Here is a 22,207-nt window from a genome sequence, read left to right as displayed (position 1 = left end):
CTCATGACGATCATCGCACGGCGACTCGCGGGCCACCTGGCCCGCGGGTTCGTCATGATCCTGGTTGTCGCCACGATCAGCTTCTTCATCGTCAACAACATCCCGGGCGACCCGATGGCCGCCCGCTACGAGAAGCTGATCGAGCAGGGCATGTCACCCGAGGCGGCGGCCCAGAACGTCAAGGTGCTGTACGGCTTCCAGCCGAACGGCACCCTGTGGCAGCAGTACACCGACTACATGGGCGGGCTGTTCCACCTCGACCTCGGCGTCTCCGTCTCCCGCCCCGGCACCCCGGTGCTCGACGTGCTGATGGAGGCGACGAAGTGGACGATCCTCCCGGTGCTGGCCGGCACGCTGCTCAGCTTCCTCGTCGGCGTGATCCTCGGCGTGTACGCCGCGATCAAGCGCAAGGGCAAGCTGGGCGACGCGCTGGCCATCTCCGGCTCGCTGCTGCACGGCGTCCCGCAGTACGTGCTGGCGATGCTGCTCGGAGTGATCTTCGCGACGCTCATCCCCATCCTGCCCGCCGACGGGCCGGTGGACATCCTGTTCGAGCCGGGCTTCAACGCCGCCTACATCGGCTCGCTCATCGAGCACGCGGTGCTGCCGGTCGCCACGTACGCGCTGTCGGCCTACGGCGGCTGGATCCTCGCGATGAAGTCGAGCGTCGTCACCGTGCTCGGCGACGACTTCATCCTCGCCGCCGAACTGCGCGGCATGAAGCGGTCGATCATCTTCCGCTACATCGCGCGCAACGCGATCCTGCCGCTGTTCACCATCCTCGCCCTGTCGCTCGGGATGCTGCTCGGCGGCGCCGTCTTCATCGAGAAGATCTTCAACTACCCCGGGCTCGGGCTGCTGCTGATCAACAGCGTCAACGACCGCGACTACGCGCTGATGGGCGGGGCCTTCCTGCTGATCACCGTCGCGGTCGTCGTCGCCAACATCGTGGCCGACCTGTTCTACACGGTGATCGACCCGCGGGTGCGTAGCGGAGAGGGGGCGTCGTGAGCGCCACGCTCATCCCCGAGACCGGCTCTGCCGCCGCCAGCATGCGCAGGAACTTCTGGCGCGGCGTCTGGCGCGTCATGCGGCGCAAGCCCAGCCGCATGGTCGGCGTGGTGATCATCGTCGGGTTCGCCTTCATGGCGGTGTTCGGCCCGATGTTCTACCCCGACCACCTGCCGGGCGACACGAACGCCATCACCAAGCCGCCGAGCTGGGAGCACTGGTTCGGCACCGACCCGCAGGGCAGGGACGTCCTCGCGCTGGTCGTCACCGGCTCCAGGTACGTGCTGCTCAGCGCCGCGGTCACCGCGCTCATCACGGTGGTGCTCGGCACCGGCCTCGGCCTGTTCTCCGGCTTCAAGCGGGGCCGCTGGGACACCGTGCTCATGCGGATCACCGACATGAAGCTGACGATCCCCGGCCTGCCGCTGCTGCTGGTGCTGGCGACCGTGTGGAAGTTCGGCAACCCGGTGCAGATGGGCCTCGTGCTCGGGCTGCTCGGCTGGGGCGGCGTGGCCCGCGCGGTGCGGGCGCAGACGCTCTCGCTGCGCGAGCGCGGCTTCATCGAGGCGGCGCGCGGGCTCGGCCTGTCCACCTCGCACATCATCGGCAAGGAACTGCTGCCGAGCATGGCGCCGTACATCGCGATGAACATGCTCATCGCGGTCACGGGCGCCGTCTACGCGCAGGTCGGCCTGTTCTTCCTCGGCGTGCTGCCGTACGAGTCGAACAACTGGGGCGTCATGCTCAACCTGGCCGTGTTCCAGGCCGGCGCCATGATCACCCCGTACGCGCTGGGCTACCTGCTCTGCCCGCTGCTGGCGATCCTGCTGCTGACGCTCGGCATCGTGCTCGTGGTCGACGCCATGGACGAGATCTTCAACCCCCGGCTGCGTGAGGAGTAGCAGTGGCACAGCAAGCGCCGGGAGTGCGCATCGACGGCCTCACCGTCGTCTACAAGACGTCCGCGGGCGAGCTGCCCGCGGTGCGGAACGTCAGCCTGACCCTGGAACCCGGGTCCATCACCGGCATCGTCGGCGAGTCCGGCTCCGGCAAGTCCACGCTGGCGCTGTCGCTGCTCAACGCGGTGCAGCCGCCGGGCAGGATCGCCGCGGGCAGCGTCGAGATCGACGGGCTCGGCGACGTCGTCGGCCTGCAGGGCGAGGAGCTGCGCAAGGCCCGCGGACGCCACATCGGCTACGTGTTCCAGGCGGCGCAGAACTCCCTCAACCCGCTCAAGACGGTCGGCAAGCAGCTCCTCGACCTCGGCCGTTCGCACGGCGTGGACGACCTGCGCGGCCTGGTCCGCGACGCCAAGGAGCTGCTCGGCCGGATGGGCCTGGACGGCGCCCGGGTGCTCGACTCGCACCAGCACGAACTGTCCGGCGGCATGCGCCAGCGCGTCGGCATCGTGCTGGCGCTGGTGCTCAACGCGCACGTCGTGGTGCTGGACGAGCCGACCACCGCGCTCGACATGATCACCCAGGCGAACATCCTCAAGATCGTCCGCGAGGTGCACGCGGAGCGCGGCCTGACCACCCTCGTCATCACGCACGACATCGGCGTGGTCGCCGAGGTCGCCGACAGGCTCGCGGTGATGTACGGCGGCCGGCTCGTCGAGCAGGGCCCCACCCGGGAGGTCCTCGGCGCCCCCAGGCACCCGTACACCAAGGGACTCATCAAGGCCATCCCGCGGCTGGTCGGCGACATCGACGAGGCGCGGGCGCTGCCCGGCCGCCCGCCGACGCTGGCCACCGTGCCCAAGGAGGGCTGCGTGTTCAGGGAGCGGTGCGCCGCCCGGCTCGACGTGTGCGACACCGTCGACCCCGAGGCCGTGGCCGACGGCCCGCGCGTCGTGGCCTGCCACGCCGTGACCGTGAAGGAGCACGCGTGATCACCGGAACTGGCATCGTCAAGACGTTCAAGCAGCGCGGCGACGTGCTCGGCGGCCGCGAGGTGAAGGCGCTGCGCGGCGTGGACTTCTCGATCCCCAAGGGCGGCGCGGCGTCGTTCATCGGCGAGTCCGGCTGCGGCAAGACCACGCTCGGCCGGATCATCGCCGGCCTGGAGACGCACGACGAGGGCGAGATCGCGATCGACGGCGTGCCCATGTCGTCGCTGCGGCCCAAGCAGCGCCAGCCGCACTTCCGCAAGATCCAGATGATCCACCAGGACCCGTACTCGGCGCTGAACCCGACGCGGACGATCCACCAGACGCTGTACGCGCCGCTCGCCCTGCGGGCCAGGCAGACCGGCCGGTCGAAGGCGTGGATCGACGAGCGGGCGGCCGAGGTGCTGTCGCTGGTCGGGCTGGACCCGGGCTCGGTGCTGGCGCGCTACCCGCACCAGCTCTCCGGCGGCATGCGCCAGCGCGTCGTCATCGCCCGCGCGCTCACCGTCGACCCGGAGATGCTCGTCGCGGACGAGGCCGTCTCGATGATCGACGTGTCGCTGCGGCTCGGCATCCTCGCCCTGCTGAAGGACCTGCGCGAGCGCCTCGGCGTGGCGGTGCTGTTCATCACCCACGACGTGGCCACCTCCCGCTACATCGGCGACGACGGCGAGCTGTACGTCATCTACCGGGGGCAGGTGGTCGAGCGGGGTCCCGTCGACACCGTGATCGCCGACCCGGTGCACCCGTACACGCAGTCGCTGCTGTCGGCCATCCCCGTGCTGCACGGCCTGGAGGAGCCGGGCGAGCAGCCGGTCGTGCCGCTGGAGTCGCTGGACGAGAGCAAGGCCGACACCGGCTGCCTGTTCGCCCGCCGCTGCCCGTTCCGCACCGACCGGTGCGAGAGCGAGCTGCCCGTGCTGGGCCGCACCGACGGCGTGCCGCAGGAGCACGCCTGCTTCCACCCCGAGCGGCGCAGCGTCATCGCCCGGCCGGTGAGCGCGTCGTGAGCGCGCTCCCCCAGGACGGCACGGCACCAGGCGCAGGCATGGGGCCGGGCACAGAGCGGGGCATGGAGCCGCGCGTGGGCGCGGGCTCGCGGTCCGCCGCCCACCGGGTCCGGGTCGCCGGGCCCGGCGACCTGGAGGCGGCGCGCGCCGTCGCCGCCGCCGCGCTGACCCTGGACGCCGCCGAGGCCCCCGCGCTCGTCGACAGGCTCGCCGCGCCGCCCGCGGACCGCCGCTGGACGGCGCTCGTCACCGACGGCGGCGTCGTCATGACGTCGATGTCCCACAAGGACCCCGGCCTCGGGCACGTCGACCTGCTGGCCGTCCACCCCGAGGCCCGGGGCGAGGGGCGCGGGAGGGCGCTGGTGCGCGCCGCCGAGGAGTGGCTGCGCGGCCAGGGCGCGCGCGAGGCGCGCTTCGCCGGCAACCCGCCCTGCTACGCCTGGCCCGGCGTGGACGTGCGCTACACCCCCGCCGCCTGCCTGGCCGAGAGCCTCGGTTACGAGCGTTACCACGTCGCCTGGAACATGACGGCCGACCTCGGCGTGGACCTGTCCGACGGCGACGACGAGCTCGCGCGCCTGGCCGCCGCCGGGGTCACCCTGCGCGCCGCAGGCGCCGGTGACCGCGCGCGGCTGACGGCGTTCGTCGAGGAGCACTGGAACGAGCGCTGGGCCTGGGAGGCCGCCAACGCGAGCGGCGCGCACTACGCCGAGCGCGACGGTCGCATCATCGCGTTCGCCGCCTGGGGGGCGCGGCCCGGCTGGTTCGGGCCCATGGGCACGGCGGAGGCCGCCCGTGGCCTGGGCCTCGGGCGGGTCCTGCTGCGCAGGTGCCTGGCCGAGCAGCGCGCCGCCGGCCAGGCGGAGTCCCAGATCGGCTGGGTCGGACCGCTGCGGTTCTACTCGCGCGCGGTCGGCGCGCGAGCGGAACGCGTCTTCTGGCTCTACCGGCGCGACCTGGCCTGATGTCACGCGTAGAGGAGCGCTCCCGCCGGCCGGGAGGGGGGCGGGCACAGGTCACGCGGGTCCTGCCCGGCGTCCAGGCGCCTGGCGAGGCTGTCCGAGCCCCACAGGTGGTCGAGGAACAGCTCGGGCCCCCGCCAGACCAGGGCGTCCGGGTAGAGCGTGCGGGCCACGTACAGCATCGACAGGCCGGTCAGCACCGGGCGGAACGCCCGCCGGTCGTGCACGTGGAGCTGCACCCCGCGCACCGGCGTCCCGGCGTGCTTGTGGAAGGTCGGGGTGAACCACACGTCCCTGAAGCGCACGCCGGGCAGGTCGAGCGCGGCCAGCGCGGGCGCGAAGGCGTCGTCGGCGTACGGTGCGCCCACCAGCTCGAACGGCCGGGTGGTGCCGCGGCCCTCCGAGAAGTTGGTGCCCTCGAACAGTCCCGTGCCGGGGTACACCAGCGCGGTGTCCGGAGTGGGCATGTTGACCGAGGGCATCACCCACGGCAGGCCGGTCTCCTCCCAGGTCATCCCGCGCCGCCAGCCCTCCATGGTGACGACGTGCAGGTCGGCGTCGAAGCCGAACGCCAGCGCCAGCTCTCCCGCCGTCCTGCCGTGCCTGACCGGCAGGGGGTGCCTGCCGACGAAGCTGGCGAACGCCGGGTCGAGCAGCGGCCCCTCCTCGACGTCGCCGCCGAGGGGGTTGGGCCGGTCGAGCACCACGAACCGCAGGCCGAGCCGCGAGGCCGAGGCCAGCAGGTCGTACATGGTCCAGACGTAGGTGTAGAAGCGGGTCCCGACGTCGGCGATGTCGAAGACCAGCGTGTCCACGCCGGAGCGGGACACCACCTCGTCCAGGGCCGCGCCGGAGAGCTTGTGCGTGTCGTAGACCGGCAGGCCGGTCCTCGGGTCGGTGAAGTCGGCCTCGCTGCCGTCGGCCTGGGCGGTGCCGCGCAGGCCGTGCTCGGGCCCGAACAGCGCGGTCAGAGGCAGTCCCGCGGCCAGCAGCGCGTCGGTCGTGGGGGTCAGGTCCGGCAGGACGCCGGTGGGGTTCGTGATCAGGCCGAGGCGGGTACCTCCGGCGAGCGCCGGGTCCGTCGCGAGCCGTTCGGCTCCGGTTCGTACGTGCGTCATGCACCCCATTGTCTGAAAGATATTTACAACAGAGAAGGTTAGGGTGGAAATTAGCGTCATGACTGATCCGCTACCCGAGTTGTCGACCGAGCAGAGCGATCCCCGGTACAGCCAGATCGACCGGCTGCCCACCGAGCAGATCGCCCGATTGATGAACCAGGCCGACGCCGCCGTGCCTGCCGCCGTCGCGGTGGCCATCCCCGCCGTCTCGGGGGCGATCGACGCGATCTCCGCCAGGATGCGGGAGGGCGGCAGGCTGTTCTACGTCGGCGCGGGCACCTCCGGCAGGCTCGCCGTGCTCGACGCCTCCGAGTGCCCGCCCACGTTCGGCACCGACCCCTCGCTCGTGCAGGGCGTCATCGCGGGCGGCCCCGACGCGCTCACCCGCTCCGTCGAGGGCGCCGAGGACGACGCCGAAGCCGGCGCCGCCGCGATGAAGGACCTGGAGGTGGGCCCGCTCGACTCCGTGGTCGGCGTGTCCGCCAGCGGCCGGGCGCCCTTCGTCCTCGGCGCGCTCGCCGAGGCCGCGGAGCGGGGCGCGCTCACCGTCGGGCTGTCCTGCAACGACGGCGCTCCCCTGTCGGCCGCCGCCGAGCACGCCATCGAGGTCGTCGTCGGCCCCGAGGTGGTCACCGGCTCCACGAGGCTCAAGGCCGGGACGGCGCAGAAGCTCGTCCTCAACATGATCTCGACGATCACGATGGTGCGGCTCGGCCGCACGTACGGGAACAAGATGATCGAGATGTCGGCCATGAACAGCAAGCTCGCCGGGCGGGCCCTGCGCATGGTCGTGGACATCACCGGGGCCGACCGCGACACCGCCGCGCGGGCCCTCGACGCCGCCGACGGCCAGGCCAAGATCGCGGTGCTGATGATCAGGCACGGCCTCGACGCGGACGGCGCGCGGGCGCTGCTGGAGTCGCACGGTGAGCGGCTCAGCGACGCGCTGAGCGGCTGAGCGCGGGGCCGGGCGGGAACAAGGGGCAAGGGCACAGGCAGGGGGAAGAGGGGGACATGGCGGACCGGCTCGACGCGATCCTGGCGGACGGGGTGCCGCGCGTCTGCTCGGCGGCGGTCGCGTTGATCGCCGTGGACGGCGCCGTCGCCGCCGCGTCCACGGCCGGGGAACTCGTCCGCTACACGGACGCCGGGGGGACACTCGCGGAGCGGCGGCCTCCCGCGCGCCGCGACTCGATCTTCGACCTGGCCTCGGTCAGCAAGCTCTTCACCACGGCCGTGGTGCTGTCGCTGGCCGAGGAGGGCCGCCTCGACCTCGACGCGCCGGTGGCCGGCCCACTCGGCCTGGCCGGCCCACGCGGTGCGACCGGCCCACGCGGTGCGAGCGACCCGCCGGGTGCGGGCGGGCCACTCGGCGCGGGCGAGCCGCCCGGTGCGGCCGACCCGCGCGTCACGGCGCGCCGCCTGCTCACGCACACCGCCGGGCTGCCGCCCACCCGCCGGATCGACCTGGAGCTGCCCGGCGCGGGCCCGGAGGAGCGCATGGCCGCCATGCTGCGCACCCCCGTCACCGGGCCCGTCGGCGGGCTGTACCTGTACTCCGACGTCGGCATGGTCATGGCAGGGCGGCTCGCGGAGGTCGCGGGAGGCGCGCCGCTCGACGAGCTCGTACGGCTGCGCGTCACCGGCCCGCTGGGCCTGGCGGGCACCGGCTACCGTCCGCGCGACGTGGCGCGGGCGGCCGCCACCGAGTGGCTGCCGGAGCGGCCGGGGCCCGGGTGCGTGCGCGGCGAGGTGCACGACGAGACGGCGTACGCGCTCGGCGGGGTGGCCGGGCACGCGGGGCTCTTCGCCCCCGCCGACGACCTGCTGGCCTTCGGCGAGGCGCTGCGGCTCGGCGGCGGGCCGGTGCTGCGGCCGCAGACCGTCGCCGAGATGACGCGCGACCAGGGCGCCGAGGGGGCGGCGTTCAGGCACGGGCTCGGCGTGCGGATCGGCGACCCCGCCATCGTGGGGCCGCTGTCCGGCGCGTGGGGGCACTCCGGCTTCACCGGGACGTCCCTCGTCGTCGATCCCGCGCGCCGGCTGACCGTCGTGCTGCTGACCAACGCCGTGCACCCGGTGCGCGGGCGCGACGGCATCCGGGGGCTGCGCCACGCGGTCGCCGAGGAGGCCCTCCGCCTCACCTCCTGACCGAGGACGGCTAGGACGGGGCCAGCGCCTCCAACGCCTCCTCAGCGCGGCGCATCGCCTCCTCCGGGGCTGCCGTCACCACCTCCGGGTCGAAGTTCAGGTCGTGGAACACCTCGGTCACGCCGCGCGCCCCCAGTTCCTCCACGTCCCGCCTGATCTCCTCGTACGAGCCGGTCAGCGGCGCCCGGTCCGGCCGCCCCGCCTCCCGCACCCGGGTGACGCCCCTGCAGACGAAGCGCAGGGCCGAGACGTCCCTGCCGGCGTCGCGCGCCGCCTGCCCGACCAGCTCGATCCGCCCGCCGATCGCCGGCAGGTCCTCGCGGCTGGAGCTGATCCACCCGTCGGCCAGCCGCCCCGCCCGCCGCAGCGCGACGTCCGCCGTGCCGCCGAGCAGGATCGGCGGCGCCGGCCGCGGCTTGGGGTCGATGTGCGACGGCGGCACCCGGTAGAAGTCGCCGGTGTGCTCCACGACCTCGTCCTCCCACGCCTCGCGCAGCACCCGGACGAACTCCTCGCCCCTGCGCCCGCGCCCTTCGAACCCCACCCCGGCCGCCTCGAACTCCTCCCGCAGCCAGCCCAGCCCGACGCCCACGCTCAGCCGCCCCGACGAGACGTCCTGCAGGGTGGCGAGCTGCTTGGCCAGCACGACCGGCTGCACGTACACGTTGATCACGGCGAGGCCGAGCCTGATCCTGCCTGTCACGCCCGCCAGGTAGGACAGCGTCACGACCGGGTCGTGCACGCTGCGATAGATCGGCCCCATCGGGTGGCCGACCGGGTAGAGCAGCCGGTGGAACGTCCACAGCTCGTGGTAGCCCAGCTCCTCGGCCCGTACGGCGATGCGGCGCATGTTTCCTGGCGTGGCCCACGGCCCCGACTGGGGCACGGCGAAACCGATCCTCATGCACCCTAGTCTGACCGCCACGAGTTCGCCCCAGCCACCAGCCCGTGACCTGCGAGGACGAACGAGACCAGTCGGCCGCCGACGCGGCCGTTCCGCGCACATTCCGTGGCGGCGCCCTATCGATCATCCTTCCCCCAGCGCCTTCCGGCCGATTCCCCCCAGATGAGGGGTTGCCGCGCCGGGGCCGCCCCTGCGCATCCTGGGTCACGGGGTCCGGAGACCGAGGAAGGGGAGCATCACCTTGAAGAAGATCCGCAGCATGGTCGTCGCGGTCGTGACCGCGGCCGCCGTCACCATCGGCCTGGCGCTGCCGACCACGGCGACGGCCGCCGCGGCCACACTGGAGCAGAAGAGGTTCGTCTGGCGCTCCTACATGACGTCGGGCTCCTGCACGATCGAGCCCGGCGCCACGTGGACGCTGTACTCCAACGGCACGGCGCGCCTGGACGCCACCGTCTCCAGCCTCGACGGCGACGACGCCTGGCTGATGTGGGCGCACCTGAAGGACGACAGCGGCAGCCTGCTCGCCGACATCCAGGTCTACGGCAGTTCCAGCACGAAGTTCGTCAAGAACCTGCCCAACAGGGAGCGGAGCTACCGGTGGCTCGCCAAGGGCCAGTTCGACCCGGAGCTGTTCGACCTGGTCGAGCGGATGTCGCTGGGCAAGCACTGCTGAGCAGGCACTGTCCGAGCAGGCACTGCTGAGCGGGGACGTCGCCCCGGCGGCGAGCCCCGCCGGCGCTCACGGTGCGCCAGGCGCGTCGATCAGGAAGCCGGTCACCAGCTCGGGATGGACGCGCACCACCACGTGAAGCTCCTCGCCCGGCCACGGCTGCCGCCGCCGCGGCGCGCCGGCGGCCTCCTCGTCGCCCTCCATCAGCCCCGCCCGGCCGGACAGCGCGATGCTCCGGCCGCACGGCACAGACGCGCGGATGAGCGGCTCGGAGGCGACAGGACTTCGGCCGAGCCGGCCACAGAGTCACTCGGACCCCTGCGCAGGGAGCCGCGGGGGGCTGAAAGATCATTCCGCGGGTGTTCCGCGACCAGCGGCACTCGCGGACATCGACCGGCACACGATGGCACACGATGGCACACGCCGAACGTGGGCGGGCCGCCGTCAGCGCAGGTGTGGTCGGGGGTTCGGCCCGATCCGGCGATCGCGTCCGGCGGCATGAACCGCCTATATTGCCCCCTAGTCTGTACGAGTGGGTCTGGAGGAGGAGCTGGCGGGCATCGCCGGCGCGTACGGCGGCACCGGCGCACCCGTGGTGCATCCCACCAGGACGGACGTCGTCGTGGTCCGCAGGGGCGAGGTCGTGGTGAAGGCCCATTCCGCGCGCGACCACGCCGAGGCGCTGCGCCCCCGGCTGCGAGCCGCCGCGTCGGCGGCGCTCACCGGCGTGATGCTGCCCCCGCTGACCCCCGAGGTGCTCCAGGTGGCGGGCCGCGCCGTGACGGTGTGGCCCGCGGGCCGCCCGGTGGCGCAGGACGAGCTCGACGACGCCCCCTGGGAGGAGGGCGCCAGGCTGCTGGCCGCGCTGCACGCCGTGCCGCTGACGGGCCTGCCCGGCCTGCCCGCGGCGGGCGGCCCGGCGCGCGCCGCCCGCGCGGTGCGCCGCATGACCGCCGACGGGCCCGTGGAGCGGCTGGTCAGGCGGGCCTTCGACGGGCTGCCGCAGGAGCTCTTCCACGGGCCGGCGCCGGAGCCCTTCGGCGCGGTCGGGGAGGCGGGCCCGCTCCCCGCGCTGCTCACGCACGGCGACTGGCATCTCGGGCAGCTGGTCCGCCGGGGCCGCTGGCTGCTCATCGACGTCGACGACCTCGGGGTGGGCGACCCCGCGTGGGACCTCGCCAGGCCCGCCGCCTGGTACGCCGCCGGTCTGCTCGACCCGGCCGTGTGGGAACGCTTCCTCGGGGCGTACCTGGCGTCGGGCGGCCCCGCGCTCGGGCGCGGCGACGACCCGTGGCGGCGGCTCGACGTGCCGGCGCGGGCGCTGACCGTCCAGCTCGCCGCGGTGGCCGTGGTGAACGCCGCCGGGGAGAGCCGGGAACTCGACGAGGTCGAACATTCGTTAATCGAGGCGTGCAACAGAATCGTCAGAGTCTGACGGGCGTTGCGCGCGGTAGGTTTCTCCCACGAGACCTCGATGCCCAAGGAGATCAGATGCAGTGCCCGAAGTGCCGCGGCAACATGCGGACGTACGAACGTAACGGCGTCCACATCGAGCAGTGTGACAACTGCCGTGGGATCTTCCTCGACTACGGCGAGCTCGAGACGCTGACCCAGATGGAGTCCCGCTTCCACGCCGCTCCCCCGCCGCCGCCGCCCGCCGCGGGCCCGGCCTGGGGCGCCCCGCACGGCGGCCACTACGGCCACCACGGCCACCATGGCCAGCGCAGCTGGGTGGGCATGCTCTTCTCCACCTGATCCGCCCGATCCGCACGTCACGACGGGCCGCGCTCCCCGCTGGGGAGGCGCGGCCCGCTCGCGTCAGGCGGGGAAGTCCTCCGGGTCCACGTCCGAGGTCTTGGCGTTGCCGCCCGCGATCGAGTGCAGCGTGATCTTCCAGTCGTGCCACAGGATCTGCGTGGCGGTGAAGGTCGTCTTGAACTTCACGGTCTTCTGGAACTTCTCGAAGCTGCACCGGCGGGTGAACTGGCGGCTCCTGCCGTCCCAGTCCACGCCGTGCGTGAAGTAGATCTTGTACGTGCCGTCGCGCACGCCCCTGACCTTGTACGACCCCTTCTTGCGCACGTACACGCTGAACACCTTCGTGCCGCCCCTGACCAGCGTCACCACCGCGTCGCGGTCGCCGCCGTTGTCGATCTCCAGGGAGCTGCGCCCGTTCAGGGCGTCCTTGCGGGCGAACACGCCGTTGCTCAGCCGCCTGGTCTGCTTCTTGCCGGCCTTGACGTCCACGACGTCCGCCCGGTAGCCGCCGGCCTTCTGCAGCGCCTCGCCGGCCCGGTCGAGCGCGGCCAGCTTGTCGCCGATGTCGGCGAGCACCGCCGAGGACGTGCACAGGTCACGGCTGCCGACCTTCCCCGCCGCCGAACCCAGCTCGGTCGCGAAGTCGCGCAGGCCCGCCACGTAGGCGTCGTGCTGCGCCTGCACCTCGGCGGGCGGCGTGAGCGCCGACAGCGCGTCGGCGGCGCCGCTGATCGCCTCCTCGGCGCGGCCCACCCGCTGGTTGAGCGACTTCACGCTGCGCGCCGACGCCATCGAGTCGATGGCGTCGAGCATCGCCTTGTACCTGCCGTCGAGCTCGCCCTTGTACGCCTCCGCCGTCAGCGCGCTCGTGCTCGGGCTCGGGCTCGCGTCGGTGCCGGGGGCGGTGGTGGTGACGCCGCCACCGTCGGCGACCGCGCCGCCCTTGCCGCCCGCGACCCCGCTCATCGACGGCTCCCCACCGGTGACCGGAGGGGCGGAAGCGGAGCAGGCGCCCAGGGTGAGGGTCGCCAGGGCGAGAACGCAGGGGATCAACCGGGGAACAGACACCTGCCACACTATTGCCCGATTGATCCCCGCACGTCAATCACGACTCCGACAGTCCCACCTCCCGGTCCACGCGCAGCCACCTGGTGATGCCCGGCGTCTCCAGGAACGGCGCCGCCACGGAACGGGAAGCGCGCCGGCCGCCCGCGCGGCGCGCGGTCAGCGGGTGGTGCCTCTCGCGCGGTGGGCGGCCACGTTCACGCGGTTGGCGCAGGCGAGCGAGCAGAACCGGCGGCGGCCGTTGCGCGAGGTGTCGACGTACACGGTCGCGCAGCCCTCCCTGTCGCAGCGCCCGAGGCGGCGTCCGCCCGCGAACGACATGGCCATCGCCAGCCCGCCCGCCGTGGTGTCCTTGGCCCTGCTGACGACGTCGGCGTCGACGGAGAAGAAGTGCAGGTGCGGCTCGCGGCCGTCGTGGGCGCTGACGTACGGCTTGGACGCGGTGACGTCGAGCAGGTCGTTGACGAGCTTGATCTGCACGTCCTGGTCGGTCTCGCCGAAGACGGGGTCGAGCCGGCGCGCCCACGCCCGCAGTTCCTCCGCCTGCCCGGCGGTGACCGCGGTGCGGAGCATCTGGTGCTCCGTCAGCATCGCCTCGACCGCCCCCGGGCTGAAGTCGGTGGCGTTGACGAGGGCCGCCGCGAGTGCCGCCCCGTTGCCGCCGTAAGCATTGAAATGCATAAGGTCATTACATCAGGTTGGAGTCATGCACTCCAGACACCTGCACGACCCCTTCGCGCTGACCCTCGTCTCCTCGCACCGCACCTCGGAGGGCGTGGTGTCGTACCTGCGCTGTGCCTGCGGCGCCTGGGAGGTGCGCACGCCCGGCCTCGTCGGACTCGCCGCCGCGCGGGCATCGACTGATCACCGCCCGGCGTCCTAGAGTCGGCACCACACCCCTCCAGGAGGTCAGGCATGTCCAGCATTCCCGCCCTGCTGCGCGACCGCATCGCCGCCACTCCCGACGCCGAGGCCTATCGCACGCCGTCCGAGGGCGGCTGGACCTCGCTGACCTGGCGGGAGGTGGGCGAACGGGTACGCGGGCTCGCGCTGGGCATGGCGGCGCTGGGCGCCGGTCCGGGGAGGCGCGTGTCGATCCTGTGCTCCACCCGGCTCGAATGGATTCTCACCGACCTGGCGGTGCTGGCCACCGGCGCGGCCACCACGACCATCTACCCGTCCAACACGGCCGCCGAGTCGGCCTTCGTCATCAACGACTCCGGCAGCACCCTCGTCGTCGCCGAGAACGACGAGCAGGTGGCCAAGCTCCGTTCGGTGCGCGCCGAGCTGCCCGACGTGACCAAGGTGATCGTCATCGACGGCAAGGCGAGCGACGACGGCTGGGTGGTCCCGCTGGAGTCGGTGAGCGACGAGGGCGGGGGCGGCTACGACGCGATGGTCGACGCCATCGGCCCCGGCGACCTGGCCACCCTCATCTACACCTCGGGCACGACCGGCCGCCCCAAGGGCGTGGAGCTCACCCACGACAACTGGCTGTACGCCGCCGGCGCGGTACGCGAGCTGGACATCATCTCCCCCGCCGACCTGCACTTCCTGTGGCTGCCGCTGTCGCACTCGTTCGGCAAGCTGCTGGAGGTCGTGATGATCGACATCGGCGTGCCCACCGCGATCGACGGCAGGCTCGACCGCATCGCCGACAACCTCGGCGAGCTCAGCCCCACGTTCATGGCCGCCGCGCCGCGGATCTTCGAGAAGATCCACAACACCGTCGTCGCCACCGTCCAGCGCGAGGGCGGCGTCAAGCTGCGGATCTTCGAGTGGGCGCGGCGCACCGGCGTCAGGGTGAGCAGGGCCCGCCGGCTCGGCGCGCCCGTGCCGCTCACCACCCGCGCCGAGTACGCCCTCGCCGACCGGCTCGTCTTCGCCAAGCTGCGGCAGCGCTTCGGCGGACGCATCCGCTACTTCATCTCGGGCGCCGCCCCGCTGTCGAAGGACGTCGCGGAGTTCTTCGACGCCGCCGGGCTCACGATCCTCGAAGGGTACGGGCTGACGGAGTCGTCGGCCGGCAGCTTCCTGAACCGTCCCGAGTCGGTGCGGTTCGGCAGTGTCGGGCTGCCGCTGCCCGGCACCCAGGTGCGCATCGCCGGCGACGGCGAGATCCTCATCGGCGGGCGGGGCGTCATGCGCGGCTACCACGGGCTGCCCGAGGAGACCGCCGAGGCGCTGGAGGACGGCTGGCTGCACACCGGCGACATCGGCGAGCTCGACTCCGCCGGCCGGCTCGTCATCACCGACCGCAAGAAGGAGCTCATCAAGACCTCGGGCGGCAAGTACGTCGCGCCCACCTACCTGGAGGGCCGGATCAAGGCGGCCTGCCCGTACCTGTCGCACGTCTTCGTCCACGGCGACCGCCGCAACTACGTGACGGCGCTCGTCACGCTCGACATGGACGTCGTCAGGCCGTGGGCCGAGTCGGAGTCGCTGCCGACCGACCCGGAGGAGCTGCGCGGCCATCCGCGCATGCGCGAGGAGGTCGACAAGGCGATCCGGCAGGTCAACGCCGAGCAGGCGAGCTACGCCACGGTCAAGAAGTTCGCCATCCTGGCGCAGGACTTCACCGTCGAGACCGGCGAGCTGACGGCCAGCCTCAAGATCAGGCGCAAGGCGGTGGAGGAGCGCCACGCCGAGACGCTCGACGGCTTCTACGCCTCCCCCTGACCTGCAGGGCGCGCGCCGTCCCGCTGCTCGGCAGGTCAGGAGTTCGCGGGGGTGCGCGTGGCGAGGAACGGCACGAGCGCGGCGGCGACCTCCTCGGGCTTCTTCTCCGGCGCGAAGTGGTCGAGGCGCGGCAGGGCCACGGTCCGGGCGCGCGGGATCTCCCGTTCGAGCCGGGCCAGGGCGGCCACCTGCCGGTCGCCGCCCTGGCCCTTGCCCCGCAGCAGCAGGACGGGCGCGCCGATCCTGCGGTAGTCGGCCAGGTGCGGCTCCATCCGCAGGACTTCGGCGTGCTCCCTGACGGCCTGCGGCATGAGCGCGAGGTTGCGCCGCAGGTCCTTCTTCGGGATGGCCAGGCGCAGGACGGCCTTCAGCAGGAAGCGGGGCAACCGTCCCGACTGCTCCGGGTTGACCCCTCTGACGAAGGTGACGAACGCCTCGAACGCCTCACCGGCCGCCACCTCCCTGCTCGCCCGGCCGATCCAGCCGAGCGGGATCGACCCTTCGACCGAGACGCCGGGCTCGTACACGGCGACGGCCTCGTAGCGGGGGTCGCCGCACGCGGCGCGCAGCGCGACCAGACCGCCGTAGCTGTGCCCGAAGAGCATCCGGGCGCCGGTCGCGGCGCGCACCGCCGCGACGTCCTCGCACTCCCGCTCGATCCCGTACGACGCGCCCTGGGGGCCGCTGGCGCCTCTGCCGCGCCGCTGCACGACGTGCGCCTCGTGGCCGGCGTCGGCCAGCAGCGCGGCCAGCCCGCCCAGGTCTGCGGCCTCGGCCAGCGCGCCCGGCACGACGATCACCCCAGGCCCGCGTCCCGTGCTGAGGTACTCGACGGCGGTGCCGTCGGCGGAGGTCACCGTCCGTGAGACGAGACGCGCGCCGCCGCCGCTGATCGGCCGATCGGACATGGGTCCACCCCTTCTCCTGCCGCCGCCCGGCCCGTCCGGGCGCCGCGCATACAATGTACGCAGCCATCGCGCGGACCGGCAGCGGACGGCCGTCGGGGGTAGTGCACTCGGGGCGTCGCCCCAGCTCGGCGGCGGGAAGGCCCGGTGAAGCGCACTAGTGCACTGGAGGGACATGAGCGAGCGACCGCCCTACCTTCGCATCGCCGACGAGATCGCCGGCGACATCCGCGCGGGACGGCTCGCGCCGGGCCAGGCGGCGCCCTCGACGCGGCGGATCGTGCGCGAGCGGGGCGTGGCGATGGCGACCGCCACCAAGGTCATCGGGGCGCTGCGCGAGCAGGGGCTCGTCGAGACGGTCCCTGGCAGGGGCACCGTCGTCCGGGCCCGCGAGGAGACACCACCGGCGGCGACGGGGCGCGGGGAGCTCTCGGCCGCGCGGATCGTCGCGGCCGGGGTGCGCATCGCCGACGCCGAGGGGCTGGCGCTGGTCACCATGCGGCGGGTGGCGGGGGCGCTGGGCGTCTCGACGATGGCGCTGTACCGCCACGTGGCGAGCAGGGGCGAGCTGACCTTCAGGATGGCCGACGCCGTCATGGCCGAGGCGCGGCTGCCCGACCCGCCGCCCGCCGGGTGGCGGCGGCGCCTGGAGACGGCCGCGCACCAGTTCTGGGCGGTCTTCCGCCGCCACCCCTGGGCGGCCGAGCTGTTCTCGCTGACGCGCCCGCAGATGTTCCCCAACGCGCTGCCGTTCGCCGAGTTCTCCTTCAGCACGCTGCGGGCGATGGGTTTCGGCGCCGACGACATGGTGTGCGCGCACGTCAACCTGTTCGGGCACGTACGCAACATGGCGCTGGTCCGCCTCGCCGAGACCCACGCCGAGGAGGACACCGGGATGTCGGCCGACGACTGGGCCCGCCACACCGGCGACGACGTCCGCCGCGTGGTCTCGCCCGCCCGCCACCCCGGCATCGAGTACGTCATGCGCGAGGGGTTCGACTACGACCTGGACAGGGTCTTCGAGTACGGCCTGCAGCGCCTGCTCGACGGCATCGACGCCCGACGCCGCGCCCTGGGGCTGCCCGAGCCGCCGGGACGCGGCTGACCCGCGAGGCCCGCCGCGTTCAGGGGCGTTTGAAGGCGGCGAGCAGGCGGTCCGCCGCGAGCGACGGCGTCAGCTCGCCCGCGAGCACCTCCCGCTCGACCTCCTCGCGCACGGCCGCGACGGCCGGGTCGTGGTTCAGCTCCGCGAGCAGGCGGTCGCGCACCAGCGTCCACGTCCATCCCACCTGCTGGCGGCGGCGCTTGGCGGGCAGGTCGAGCGACTCCTGGTGGGCCAGGACCTGCTCCCACAGCTCCTCCAGCCCCCGCCCGGTCAGGCCGCTGCAGGTCAGCACCGGCGGCGGCACCGAGTCCGAGCGCAGCATGCGCAGCGCGCCCGCCAGCTCCCGCGCCGCCTTGCGCGCCGCGAGCTCGTGCTCGCCGTCGGCCTTGTTCACCGCGATGACGTCCGCGAGCTCCAGCACGCCCTTCTTGATGCCCTGGAGCTGGTCACCCGTACGGGCCAGGGCCAGCAGCAGGAACGTGTCCACCATGTCCGCCACGGCCGTCTCCGACTGGCCGACGCCCACGGTCTCGACGAGCACCACGTCGAACCCCGCCGCCTCCACGACGACCATCGCCTCCCTGGTCGCCTTGGCGACGCCGCCGAGCGTGCCCGACGTGGGCGACGGGCGGATGAAAGCGGCGGGATCGACCGACAGGCGTGCCATGCGCGTCTTGTCGCCGAGGATGCTGCCGCCCGTCCGCGTGGAGGACGGGTCGACGGCGAGCACCGCCACCCGGTGGCCGCGCCCGGTGAGCAGGGTGCCGAGGGCGTCGATGAAGGTGGACTTGCCCACGCCGGGCACGCCGGAGACGCCCACCCTGCGGGCCCGGCCCGTGAGCGGGGTGAGCTCGACGAGCAGCCGCTGGGCCAGGGCCATGTGGTCGGGCCTGGTCGACTCCACCAGGGTGATCGCGCGGGCGATCCAGGTGCGGGACCCGGCCCGCACCCCGTCGGCGTAGTCCGCCAGCGAGCGCATCGCCTCCGCCTCCTCAGGCGTGGTGCTCGCGCACCAGGGTGGTGAGCAGGTCGAGGGCGGCGTCGGCGATGACGGTGCCGGGCGGGAAGATCGCCGCGGCGCCGGCCGCGCGGAGCGCGTCGTGGTCGTCCGGCGGGATGACGCCGCCCACCACGATCATGACGTCGTCCGCGTCGAGCTCCGCCAGCGCGCGGCGCAGCTCGGGCACCAGCGTCAGGTGCCCGGCGGCGAGCGACGAGACGCCGACGATGTGGACGTCCGCCTCCACGGCCTGGCGGGCGACCTCCTCCGGCGTCTGGAACAGCGGGCCGACGTCGACGTCGAAGCCGAGGTCGGCGAACGCGGTGGCGATGACCTTCTGGCCGCGGTCGTGGCCGTCCTGGCCCATCTTGGCCACGAGGATGCGGGGCCGGCGGCCTTCGGCGCGCTCGAACTCGGCGCACAGCTCGCGGACCCGCTCGATGTTCGCGGCCGGGCCGCTCTCGTCGCGGTACACGCCGGAGATCGTACGGACCTGCTCGGCGTGGCGGCCGAACACCCGCTCCAGCGCGTCGGAGATCTCGCCGACGGTGGCCTTGGCGCGGGCGGCGTCCACCGACAGCTTGAGCAGATTGTGCTCCAGGCCGGGGGTGGGGTTGTCGGCGGCCTTGGTGAGCGCGTCGAGCGCGTGGCGCACGGCCTCCTCGTCGCGTTCGGCCCTGAGCCTGCGCAGCTTGTCGATCTGCTCGGCCCGTACGGCGCTGTTGTCGACCTTGAGCACCTCGACGGGCTGGTCGGAGGCGGGGCGGTACTTGTTGACGCCGATGACGGGCTGGCGGCCGGAGTCGATGCGGGCCTGGGTGCGGGCGGCGGCCTCCTCGATGCGCAGCTTGGGCAGCCCGGCCTCGATGGCCCTGGCCATGCCTCCTGCGGCCTCGACCTCCTCGATGTGGGCCCAGGCGCGCTCGGCGAGGTCGTGGGTGAGGCGTTCGACGTAGTAGGAGCCGCCCCACGGGTCGATCACCTTGGTGGTGCCGGACTCCTGCTGGAGGAGGAGCTGGGTGTTGCGGGCGATGCGGGCGGAGAAGTCGGTGGGCAGGGCGAGCGCCTCGTCGAGGGCGTTGGTGTGCAGCGACTGGGTGTGGCCCTGGGTGGCGGCCATCGCCTCGACGCAGGTGCGGGCGACGTTGTTGAAGACGTCCTGGGCGGTGAGCGACCAGCCGGAGGTCTGCGAGTGCGTCCGCAGGCTGAGCGACTTCGGGTTCCTCGCCCCGAACCGGGACACCAGCCGGGCCCACAGCAGCCGGGCGGCGCGGAGCTTGGCGACCTCCATGAAGAAGTTCATGCCGATGCACCAGAAGAACGACAGCCTGGGCGCGAACCTGTCGACGTCCATCCCGGCGGCGACGCCGGCCCGCAGGTACTCGACGCCGTCGGCCAGCGTGTAGGCGAGCTCCAGGTCGCAGGTGGCCCCGGCCTCCTGGATGTGGTACCCGGAAATGCTGATGGAGTTGAATTTCGGCATCTTTTCACTCGTATACGCGAAAATATCCGAAATGATGCGCATGGATGGCCCGGGGGGATAGATGTAGGTGTTCCGGACCATGAACTCCTTGAGGATGTCGTTCTGGATGGTGCCCGCGAGCTGCTCGGGCGCCACCCCCTGCTCCTCCGCCGCCACGATGTAGAGGGCGAGCACGGGCAGCACGGCCCCGTTCATGGTCATCGACACCGACATCCGGTCGAGCGGGATGCCGTCGAACAGCTGCCGCATGTCGTAGATCGAGTCGATCGCGACGCCCGCCATGCCGACGTCGCCCGCCACGCGCGGGTGGTCGGAGTCGTAGCCGCGGTGCGTGGCCAGGTCGAAGGCCACCGACAGGCCCTTCTGACCGGCGGCGAGGTTGCGGCGGTAGAAGGCGTTGGAGTCGGCGGCCGTGGAGAAGCCCGCGTACTGGCGGACCGTCCACGGCTGGTTGACGTACATGGTGGGGTACGGGCCGCGCAGGAACGGCGCCGCGCCCGGGTACGTGCCGAGGAAGTCGAGCCCGTCGAGGTCGGCGGCGGTGTAGAGCGGCTTGACGCCGATGCCCTCGGGCGTCTCCCACACCTCGGCCGCCGGCACGGGCGCGGGCCGCTCCGCCGCGGCCTCCCCCGCTCCCAGCAGCGGGACGGTGGAGAAGTCGGGGATCATCGGGCCACCTCCAGGTCCTCGAACGTCGTGCGGAGCACGGCCAGGGCGTCGCACCCGGCGTACAGGTACGCGTCGACGCCCGCGTACTCCCCCTTCCCCGCCAGCCACACCCGGTGCGCGCCCGCCCGTCTCAGCGCCGCGGCGACGGCCTCGGCGTGCTCGGCGTACAGCCGGTCGCTGGAGCACAGGCACGCGACCGTGCTGCCGCTGACGGCGAAGGCCGTGGCGATCTGCTCGGGGTCGGCGCCGGGCCCGGCGGTCTCGACGGCCAGCCCGCCCGCCTGGAACAGGTTCGCCGCGAACGACGCGCGGGCGGTGTGGGCGGCGACGGGGCCGATCGTGGCCAGGAACACCTTCGGCCGCTCCGTCCGGGCGTCGGCGAGGTCGCGCAGCGCCTCGAACTCCTCGGCGTACCGGATCCTGGGCAGCCCCTCGGCGGAGACGGACGGCTCGGCGGGGGCGGGCTGGGCGGGCACCGGCTTCTCGGCGACGTCCGGGAACTCGCTGACACCGGTGATCGGGAAGCGGCGGTGCGCGACGTCGCGGGCGCGGCGCTCGCGGGTGGCGGCGACGCGCGCGGACACCAGCGGGGCGGCGGCGGGGAGGCCGCCCGCCGCCTCGATCTCCTGGAACCAGGCCCAGGCGCGCTCGGCCAGGTCGGCGGTGCGCCGCTCGACGTACCAGGAGCCGCCCGCCGGGTCGATCACCCGGCCCACTCCCGACTCCTCCAGCAGCAGCGACTGGGTGTTGCGGGCGATGCGGCGGGAGAACGCGCCGGGCAGCCCGAGGCAGGCGTCGAACGGCTGCACGGTGACGGCGTCGGCGCCGCCCACCCCGGCGGCGAAGCAGGCGACGGTGGTGCGCAGCATGTTCACCCACGGATCGCGGCGGGTCATCATGGCGGAACTGGTGACGGCGTGCTGGCGCTGGCCGCCGTGCCCCGGCGCGCCGCACACCTCGGCGACCCTGGCCCACAGCCTGCGGGCGGCGCGGAGCTTGGCGACGGTGGCGAACTGGTCGTCGGTGGCGGCGTAGCGGAACTCGATCTGGCCGAGCGCCTGCTCCACGCTCAGCCCGCCGCCGGTGAGCGCCCGCAGTTCGGCCACGCCACGCGCGATCGAGCAGCCGAGCTCCTCGGCGTCGCTGCCGCCCGCGTCGTGGTACGGCGTGGCGTCGACCGTCACGGCCCGCAGGCCGGGGAACTCCGCGGCGCAGCGCGCCGCCAGCGCGACGGCGGCGGCGCCGTCGCCGCCCTCCCACAGGGCCGACACGCCGAGGGTGCCGCGCGGCGGCGTGCCCCGCTCCTCGGCCAGGGCGAGCAGCGCGTGCGCGGAGCCGCAGGCGCGGTCGCGGTGCTCCAGCGCGACGGGCGCGAGGTCGAGATAGACGTCCTTGAGCACGCCGGGCAGCGCCGCGGGCGGGATCGCGCCCTCACCCGTGACCAGCCAGAGCGAGGTGACGCCGTTCTCCAGGTCGGCGAGCACGGCCTCCGGGTCGGGGACGGCGTGCCGCTGGCGGACGTCCCAGCCGGTGGTGACGCGGGCGCCGCGCACGTACGGCGGCTCGCCGGGGACGCCGGGGGCGGCGGCGGGCAGGTCGCCCGCGTCGTACAGCGGGGCGAGCGTCAGGCCGTCGTACGTCAGGCTGGACAGCGCCTCTTCAGGACCGGCTGCCTCGACACCCGACCTGCGCAGCACCTCGGCGGCCAGGGCGCGCCAGTCGTCGCGCGTGGTGGTGGGAAAGCCCGCTGCCAGTTCCATGGTTCGGATAGTAGGCGGTGCCGCCTACCGGCGGGTACCCCAGGGCCGCCCCTGCGGCGTCTCAGC

Annotated in this window: 22 protein-coding genes; 13 read left to right on the top strand and 9 right to left on the bottom strand. The window is 73.3% G+C overall.

Translation table 11 applies throughout. From position 1 onward, the window contains the following. Positions 1 to 3 precede the first annotated feature (3 nt). The 5 genes from BMX74_RS24290 (at position 4) to BMX74_RS24270 (ending at position 4,874) form a co-directional block, all read left to right on the top strand. Positions 4 to 1,011 (top strand): ABC transporter permease, encoded by a 1,008-nt coding sequence (locus BMX74_RS24290; RefSeq protein ID WP_055502846.1) that lies wholly within the window; start codon positions 4 to 6, stop codon positions 1,009 to 1,011. Further along, positions 1,008 to 1,913 (top strand): ABC transporter permease, encoded by a 906-nt coding sequence (locus BMX74_RS24285; RefSeq protein WP_055502847.1) that lies wholly within the window; start codon positions 1,008 to 1,010, stop codon positions 1,911 to 1,913. Before BMX74_RS24290 ends, BMX74_RS24285 begins: the two co-directional genes overlap by 4 nt. 2 nt (positions 1,914 to 1,915) lie before the next feature. Beyond that, a complete protein-coding gene (locus BMX74_RS24280) occupies positions 1,916 to 2,902 on the top strand; it encodes an ABC transporter ATP-binding protein (RefSeq protein ID WP_256257248.1) in 987 nt (328 codons plus the stop codon). Continuing rightward, on the top strand, positions 2,899 to 3,909 hold the full coding sequence (locus tag BMX74_RS24275) for an ABC transporter ATP-binding protein (RefSeq protein ID WP_055502849.1): 1,011 nt from the start codon (positions 2,899 to 2,901) through the stop codon (positions 3,907 to 3,909). The genes BMX74_RS24280 and BMX74_RS24275 overlap by 4 nt, the downstream gene beginning before the upstream one ends. A 62-nt stretch (positions 3,910 to 3,971) precedes the next feature. Next, positions 3,972 to 4,874, top strand: coding sequence for a GNAT family N-acetyltransferase (locus BMX74_RS24270; protein ID WP_091103172.1), 903 nt, complete (start codon positions 3,972 to 3,974; stop codon positions 4,872 to 4,874). 2 nt (positions 4,875 to 4,876) lie between these two features. Here the strand turns inward: BMX74_RS24270 and BMX74_RS24265 are convergent, their stop codons facing one another. Further along, the gene (locus tag BMX74_RS24265; RefSeq protein WP_055502850.1) at positions 4,877 to 5,989 is read right to left on the bottom strand and encodes an exo-beta-N-acetylmuramidase NamZ family protein; all 1,113 of its coding nucleotides are present in this window, start codon (positions 5,987 to 5,989) and stop codon (positions 4,877 to 4,879) included. A 58-nt stretch (positions 5,990 to 6,047) separates the two neighbouring features. Here BMX74_RS24265 and murQ point away from each other — a divergent pair, with 58 nt between their 5' ends. After that, on the top strand, positions 6,048 to 6,947 hold the full coding sequence (murQ, locus tag BMX74_RS24260) for an N-acetylmuramic acid 6-phosphate etherase (RefSeq protein ID WP_091103011.1): 900 nt from the start codon (positions 6,048 to 6,050) through the stop codon (positions 6,945 to 6,947). Between the two features lie 56 nt (positions 6,948 to 7,003). Then, positions 7,004 to 8,140 (top strand): serine hydrolase domain-containing protein, encoded by a 1,137-nt coding sequence (locus BMX74_RS24255; RefSeq protein ID WP_177227490.1) that lies wholly within the window; start codon positions 7,004 to 7,006, stop codon positions 8,138 to 8,140. Positions 8,141 to 8,150: 10 nt separating this feature from the next. Here the strand turns inward: BMX74_RS24255 and BMX74_RS24250 are convergent, their stop codons facing one another. Beyond that, a complete protein-coding gene (locus tag BMX74_RS24250) occupies positions 8,151 to 9,044 on the bottom strand; it encodes a TIGR03619 family F420-dependent LLM class oxidoreductase (RefSeq protein WP_091103009.1) in 894 nt (297 codons plus the stop codon). A 241-nt stretch (positions 9,045 to 9,285) separates the two neighbouring features. Between BMX74_RS24250 and BMX74_RS24245 the strand changes: the two genes are divergently transcribed. Next, positions 9,286 to 9,720: a DUF6294 family protein gene (locus BMX74_RS24245; protein ID WP_091103006.1), complete on the top strand. Its 435-nt coding sequence runs from the start codon at positions 9,286 to 9,288 to the stop codon at positions 9,718 to 9,720. A gap of 66 nt (positions 9,721 to 9,786) precedes the next feature. On the opposite strand, the gene BMX74_RS24240 is transcribed toward BMX74_RS24245, so the two are convergent. Beyond that, entirely contained in the window at positions 9,787 to 9,966 is a 180-nt protein-coding gene (locus BMX74_RS24240) for a hypothetical protein (protein WP_091103005.1), read from the bottom strand. Between the two features lie 283 nt (positions 9,967 to 10,249). Between BMX74_RS24240 and BMX74_RS24235 the strand changes: the two genes are divergently transcribed. After that, complete coding sequence (locus tag BMX74_RS24235) at positions 10,250 to 11,152, top strand: phosphotransferase (protein WP_055502855.1); 903 nt, start codon at positions 10,250 to 10,252, stop codon at positions 11,150 to 11,152. A gap of 56 nt (positions 11,153 to 11,208) precedes the next feature. Then, on the top strand, positions 11,209 to 11,472 hold the full coding sequence (locus BMX74_RS24230) for a TFIIB-type zinc ribbon-containing protein (protein ID WP_091103002.1): 264 nt from the start codon (positions 11,209 to 11,211) through the stop codon (positions 11,470 to 11,472). Between the two features lie 63 nt (positions 11,473 to 11,535). Here BMX74_RS24230 and BMX74_RS24225 read toward each other — a convergent pair whose 3' ends face one another. Continuing rightward, the gene (locus BMX74_RS24225; protein WP_091103001.1) at positions 11,536 to 12,441 is read right to left on the bottom strand and encodes a hypothetical protein; all 906 of its coding nucleotides are present in this window, start codon (positions 12,439 to 12,441) and stop codon (positions 11,536 to 11,538) included. 258 nt (positions 12,442 to 12,699) lie between these two features. Then, the gene (locus BMX74_RS24220) at positions 12,700 to 13,221 is read right to left on the bottom strand and encodes a CGNR zinc finger domain-containing protein (protein ID WP_055502858.1); all 522 of its coding nucleotides are present in this window, start codon (positions 13,219 to 13,221) and stop codon (positions 12,700 to 12,702) included. A gap of 25 nt (positions 13,222 to 13,246) precedes the next feature. Between BMX74_RS24220 and BMX74_RS44305 the strand changes: the two genes are divergently transcribed. Together BMX74_RS44305 and BMX74_RS24215 are read left to right on the top strand one after the other, a co-directional pair. Next, entirely contained in the window at positions 13,247 to 13,423 is a 177-nt protein-coding gene (locus tag BMX74_RS44305) for a hypothetical protein (protein ID WP_177227488.1), read from the top strand. Positions 13,424 to 13,455: 32 nt separating this feature from the next. After that, on the top strand, positions 13,456 to 15,219 hold the full coding sequence (locus BMX74_RS24215; protein WP_055502859.1) for an AMP-dependent synthetase/ligase: 1,764 nt from the start codon (positions 13,456 to 13,458) through the stop codon (positions 15,217 to 15,219). Positions 15,220 to 15,254: 35 nt separating this feature from the next. Here BMX74_RS24215 and BMX74_RS24210 read toward each other — a convergent pair whose 3' ends face one another. Then, a complete protein-coding gene (locus tag BMX74_RS24210) occupies positions 15,255 to 16,127 on the bottom strand; it encodes an alpha/beta fold hydrolase (RefSeq protein WP_091102998.1) in 873 nt (290 codons plus the stop codon). Between the two features lie 172 nt (positions 16,128 to 16,299). Between BMX74_RS24210 and BMX74_RS24205 the strand changes: the two genes are divergently transcribed. Further along, positions 16,300 to 17,229 carry a TetR/AcrR family transcriptional regulator C-terminal domain-containing protein gene (locus BMX74_RS24205; protein WP_091102995.1) on the top strand — a complete coding sequence of 310 codons (930 nt, stop codon included), beginning with the start codon at positions 16,300 to 16,302 and terminating at the stop codon, positions 17,227 to 17,229. Positions 17,230 to 17,248: 19 nt separating this feature from the next. Here the strand turns inward: BMX74_RS24205 and meaB are convergent, their stop codons facing one another. From meaB to BMX74_RS24190, 3 genes are read right to left on the bottom strand one after another with little or no spacing between them, the layout of a single operon-like run. Next, the gene (gene meaB / locus BMX74_RS24200) at positions 17,249 to 18,208 is read right to left on the bottom strand and encodes a methylmalonyl Co-A mutase-associated GTPase MeaB (RefSeq protein WP_055502862.1); all 960 of its coding nucleotides are present in this window, start codon (positions 18,206 to 18,208) and stop codon (positions 17,249 to 17,251) included. A gap of 13 nt (positions 18,209 to 18,221) precedes the next feature. After that, positions 18,222 to 20,381 (bottom strand): methylmalonyl-CoA mutase, encoded by a 2,160-nt coding sequence (gene scpA, locus BMX74_RS24195; protein WP_091102992.1) that lies wholly within the window; start codon positions 20,379 to 20,381, stop codon positions 18,222 to 18,224. Further along, positions 20,378 to 22,141, bottom strand: coding sequence for a methylmalonyl-CoA mutase family protein (locus tag BMX74_RS24190; RefSeq protein ID WP_091102990.1), 1,764 nt, complete (start codon positions 22,139 to 22,141; stop codon positions 20,378 to 20,380). The genes scpA and BMX74_RS24190 overlap by 4 nt, the downstream gene beginning before the upstream one ends. Positions 22,142 to 22,207: the final 66 nt, after the last annotated feature.

Source organism: Nonomuraea pusilla (genome assembly GCF_900109355.1).
GTDB lineage: Bacteria > Actinomycetota > Actinomycetes > Streptosporangiales > Streptosporangiaceae > Nonomuraea > Nonomuraea pusilla.
The sequence above is the reverse complement of the archived record's forward strand: the minus strand, read 5'-3'. Positions and strand labels throughout refer to the sequence as shown.

Coding starts and splice junctions, on each gene's coding strand:
- BMX74_RS24250 (WP_091103009.1), bottom strand. CDS start 9,044: ATGAGGATCGGTTTCGCCGTGCCCCAGTCGGGGCCGTGGGCCACGCCA.
- BMX74_RS24270 (WP_091103172.1), top strand. CDS start 3,972: ATGGAGCCGCGCGTGGGCGCGGGCTCGCGGTCCGCCGCCCACCGGGTC.
- BMX74_RS24205 (WP_091102995.1), top strand. CDS start 16,300: ATGAGCGAGCGACCGCCCTACCTTCGCATCGCCGACGAGATCGCCGGC.
- BMX74_RS24290 (WP_055502846.1), top strand. CDS start 4: ATGACGATCATCGCACGGCGACTCGCGGGCCACCTGGCCCGCGGGTTC.
- scpA (WP_091102992.1), bottom strand. CDS start 20,381: ATGATCCCCGACTTCTCCACCGTCCCGCTGCTGGGAGCGGGGGAGGCC.
- BMX74_RS24210 (WP_091102998.1), bottom strand. CDS start 16,127: ATGTCCGATCGGCCGATCAGCGGCGGCGGCGCGCGTCTCGTCTCACGG.
- murQ (WP_091103011.1), top strand. CDS start 6,048: ATGACTGATCCGCTACCCGAGTTGTCGACCGAGCAGAGCGATCCCCGG.
- BMX74_RS24215 (WP_055502859.1), top strand. CDS start 13,456: ATGTCCAGCATTCCCGCCCTGCTGCGCGACCGCATCGCCGCCACTCCC.
- BMX74_RS24220 (WP_055502858.1), bottom strand. CDS start 13,221: ATGCATTTCAATGCTTACGGCGGCAACGGGGCGGCACTCGCGGCGGCC.
- BMX74_RS24265 (WP_055502850.1), bottom strand. CDS start 5,989: ATGACGCACGTACGAACCGGAGCCGAACGGCTCGCGACGGACCCGGCG.
- BMX74_RS24255 (WP_177227490.1), top strand. CDS start 7,004: ATGGCGGACCGGCTCGACGCGATCCTGGCGGACGGGGTGCCGCGCGTC.
- BMX74_RS24230 (WP_091103002.1), top strand. CDS start 11,209: ATGCAGTGCCCGAAGTGCCGCGGCAACATGCGGACGTACGAACGTAAC.
- BMX74_RS44305 (WP_177227488.1), top strand. CDS start 13,247: ATGCACTCCAGACACCTGCACGACCCCTTCGCGCTGACCCTCGTCTCC.
- meaB (WP_055502862.1), bottom strand. CDS start 18,208: ATGCGCTCGCTGGCGGACTACGCCGACGGGGTGCGGGCCGGGTCCCGC.
- BMX74_RS24225 (WP_091103001.1), bottom strand. CDS start 12,441: ATGAGCGGGGTCGCGGGCGGCAAGGGCGGCGCGGTCGCCGACGGTGGC.
- BMX74_RS24190 (WP_091102990.1), bottom strand. CDS start 22,141: ATGGAACTGGCAGCGGGCTTTCCCACCACCACGCGCGACGACTGGCGC.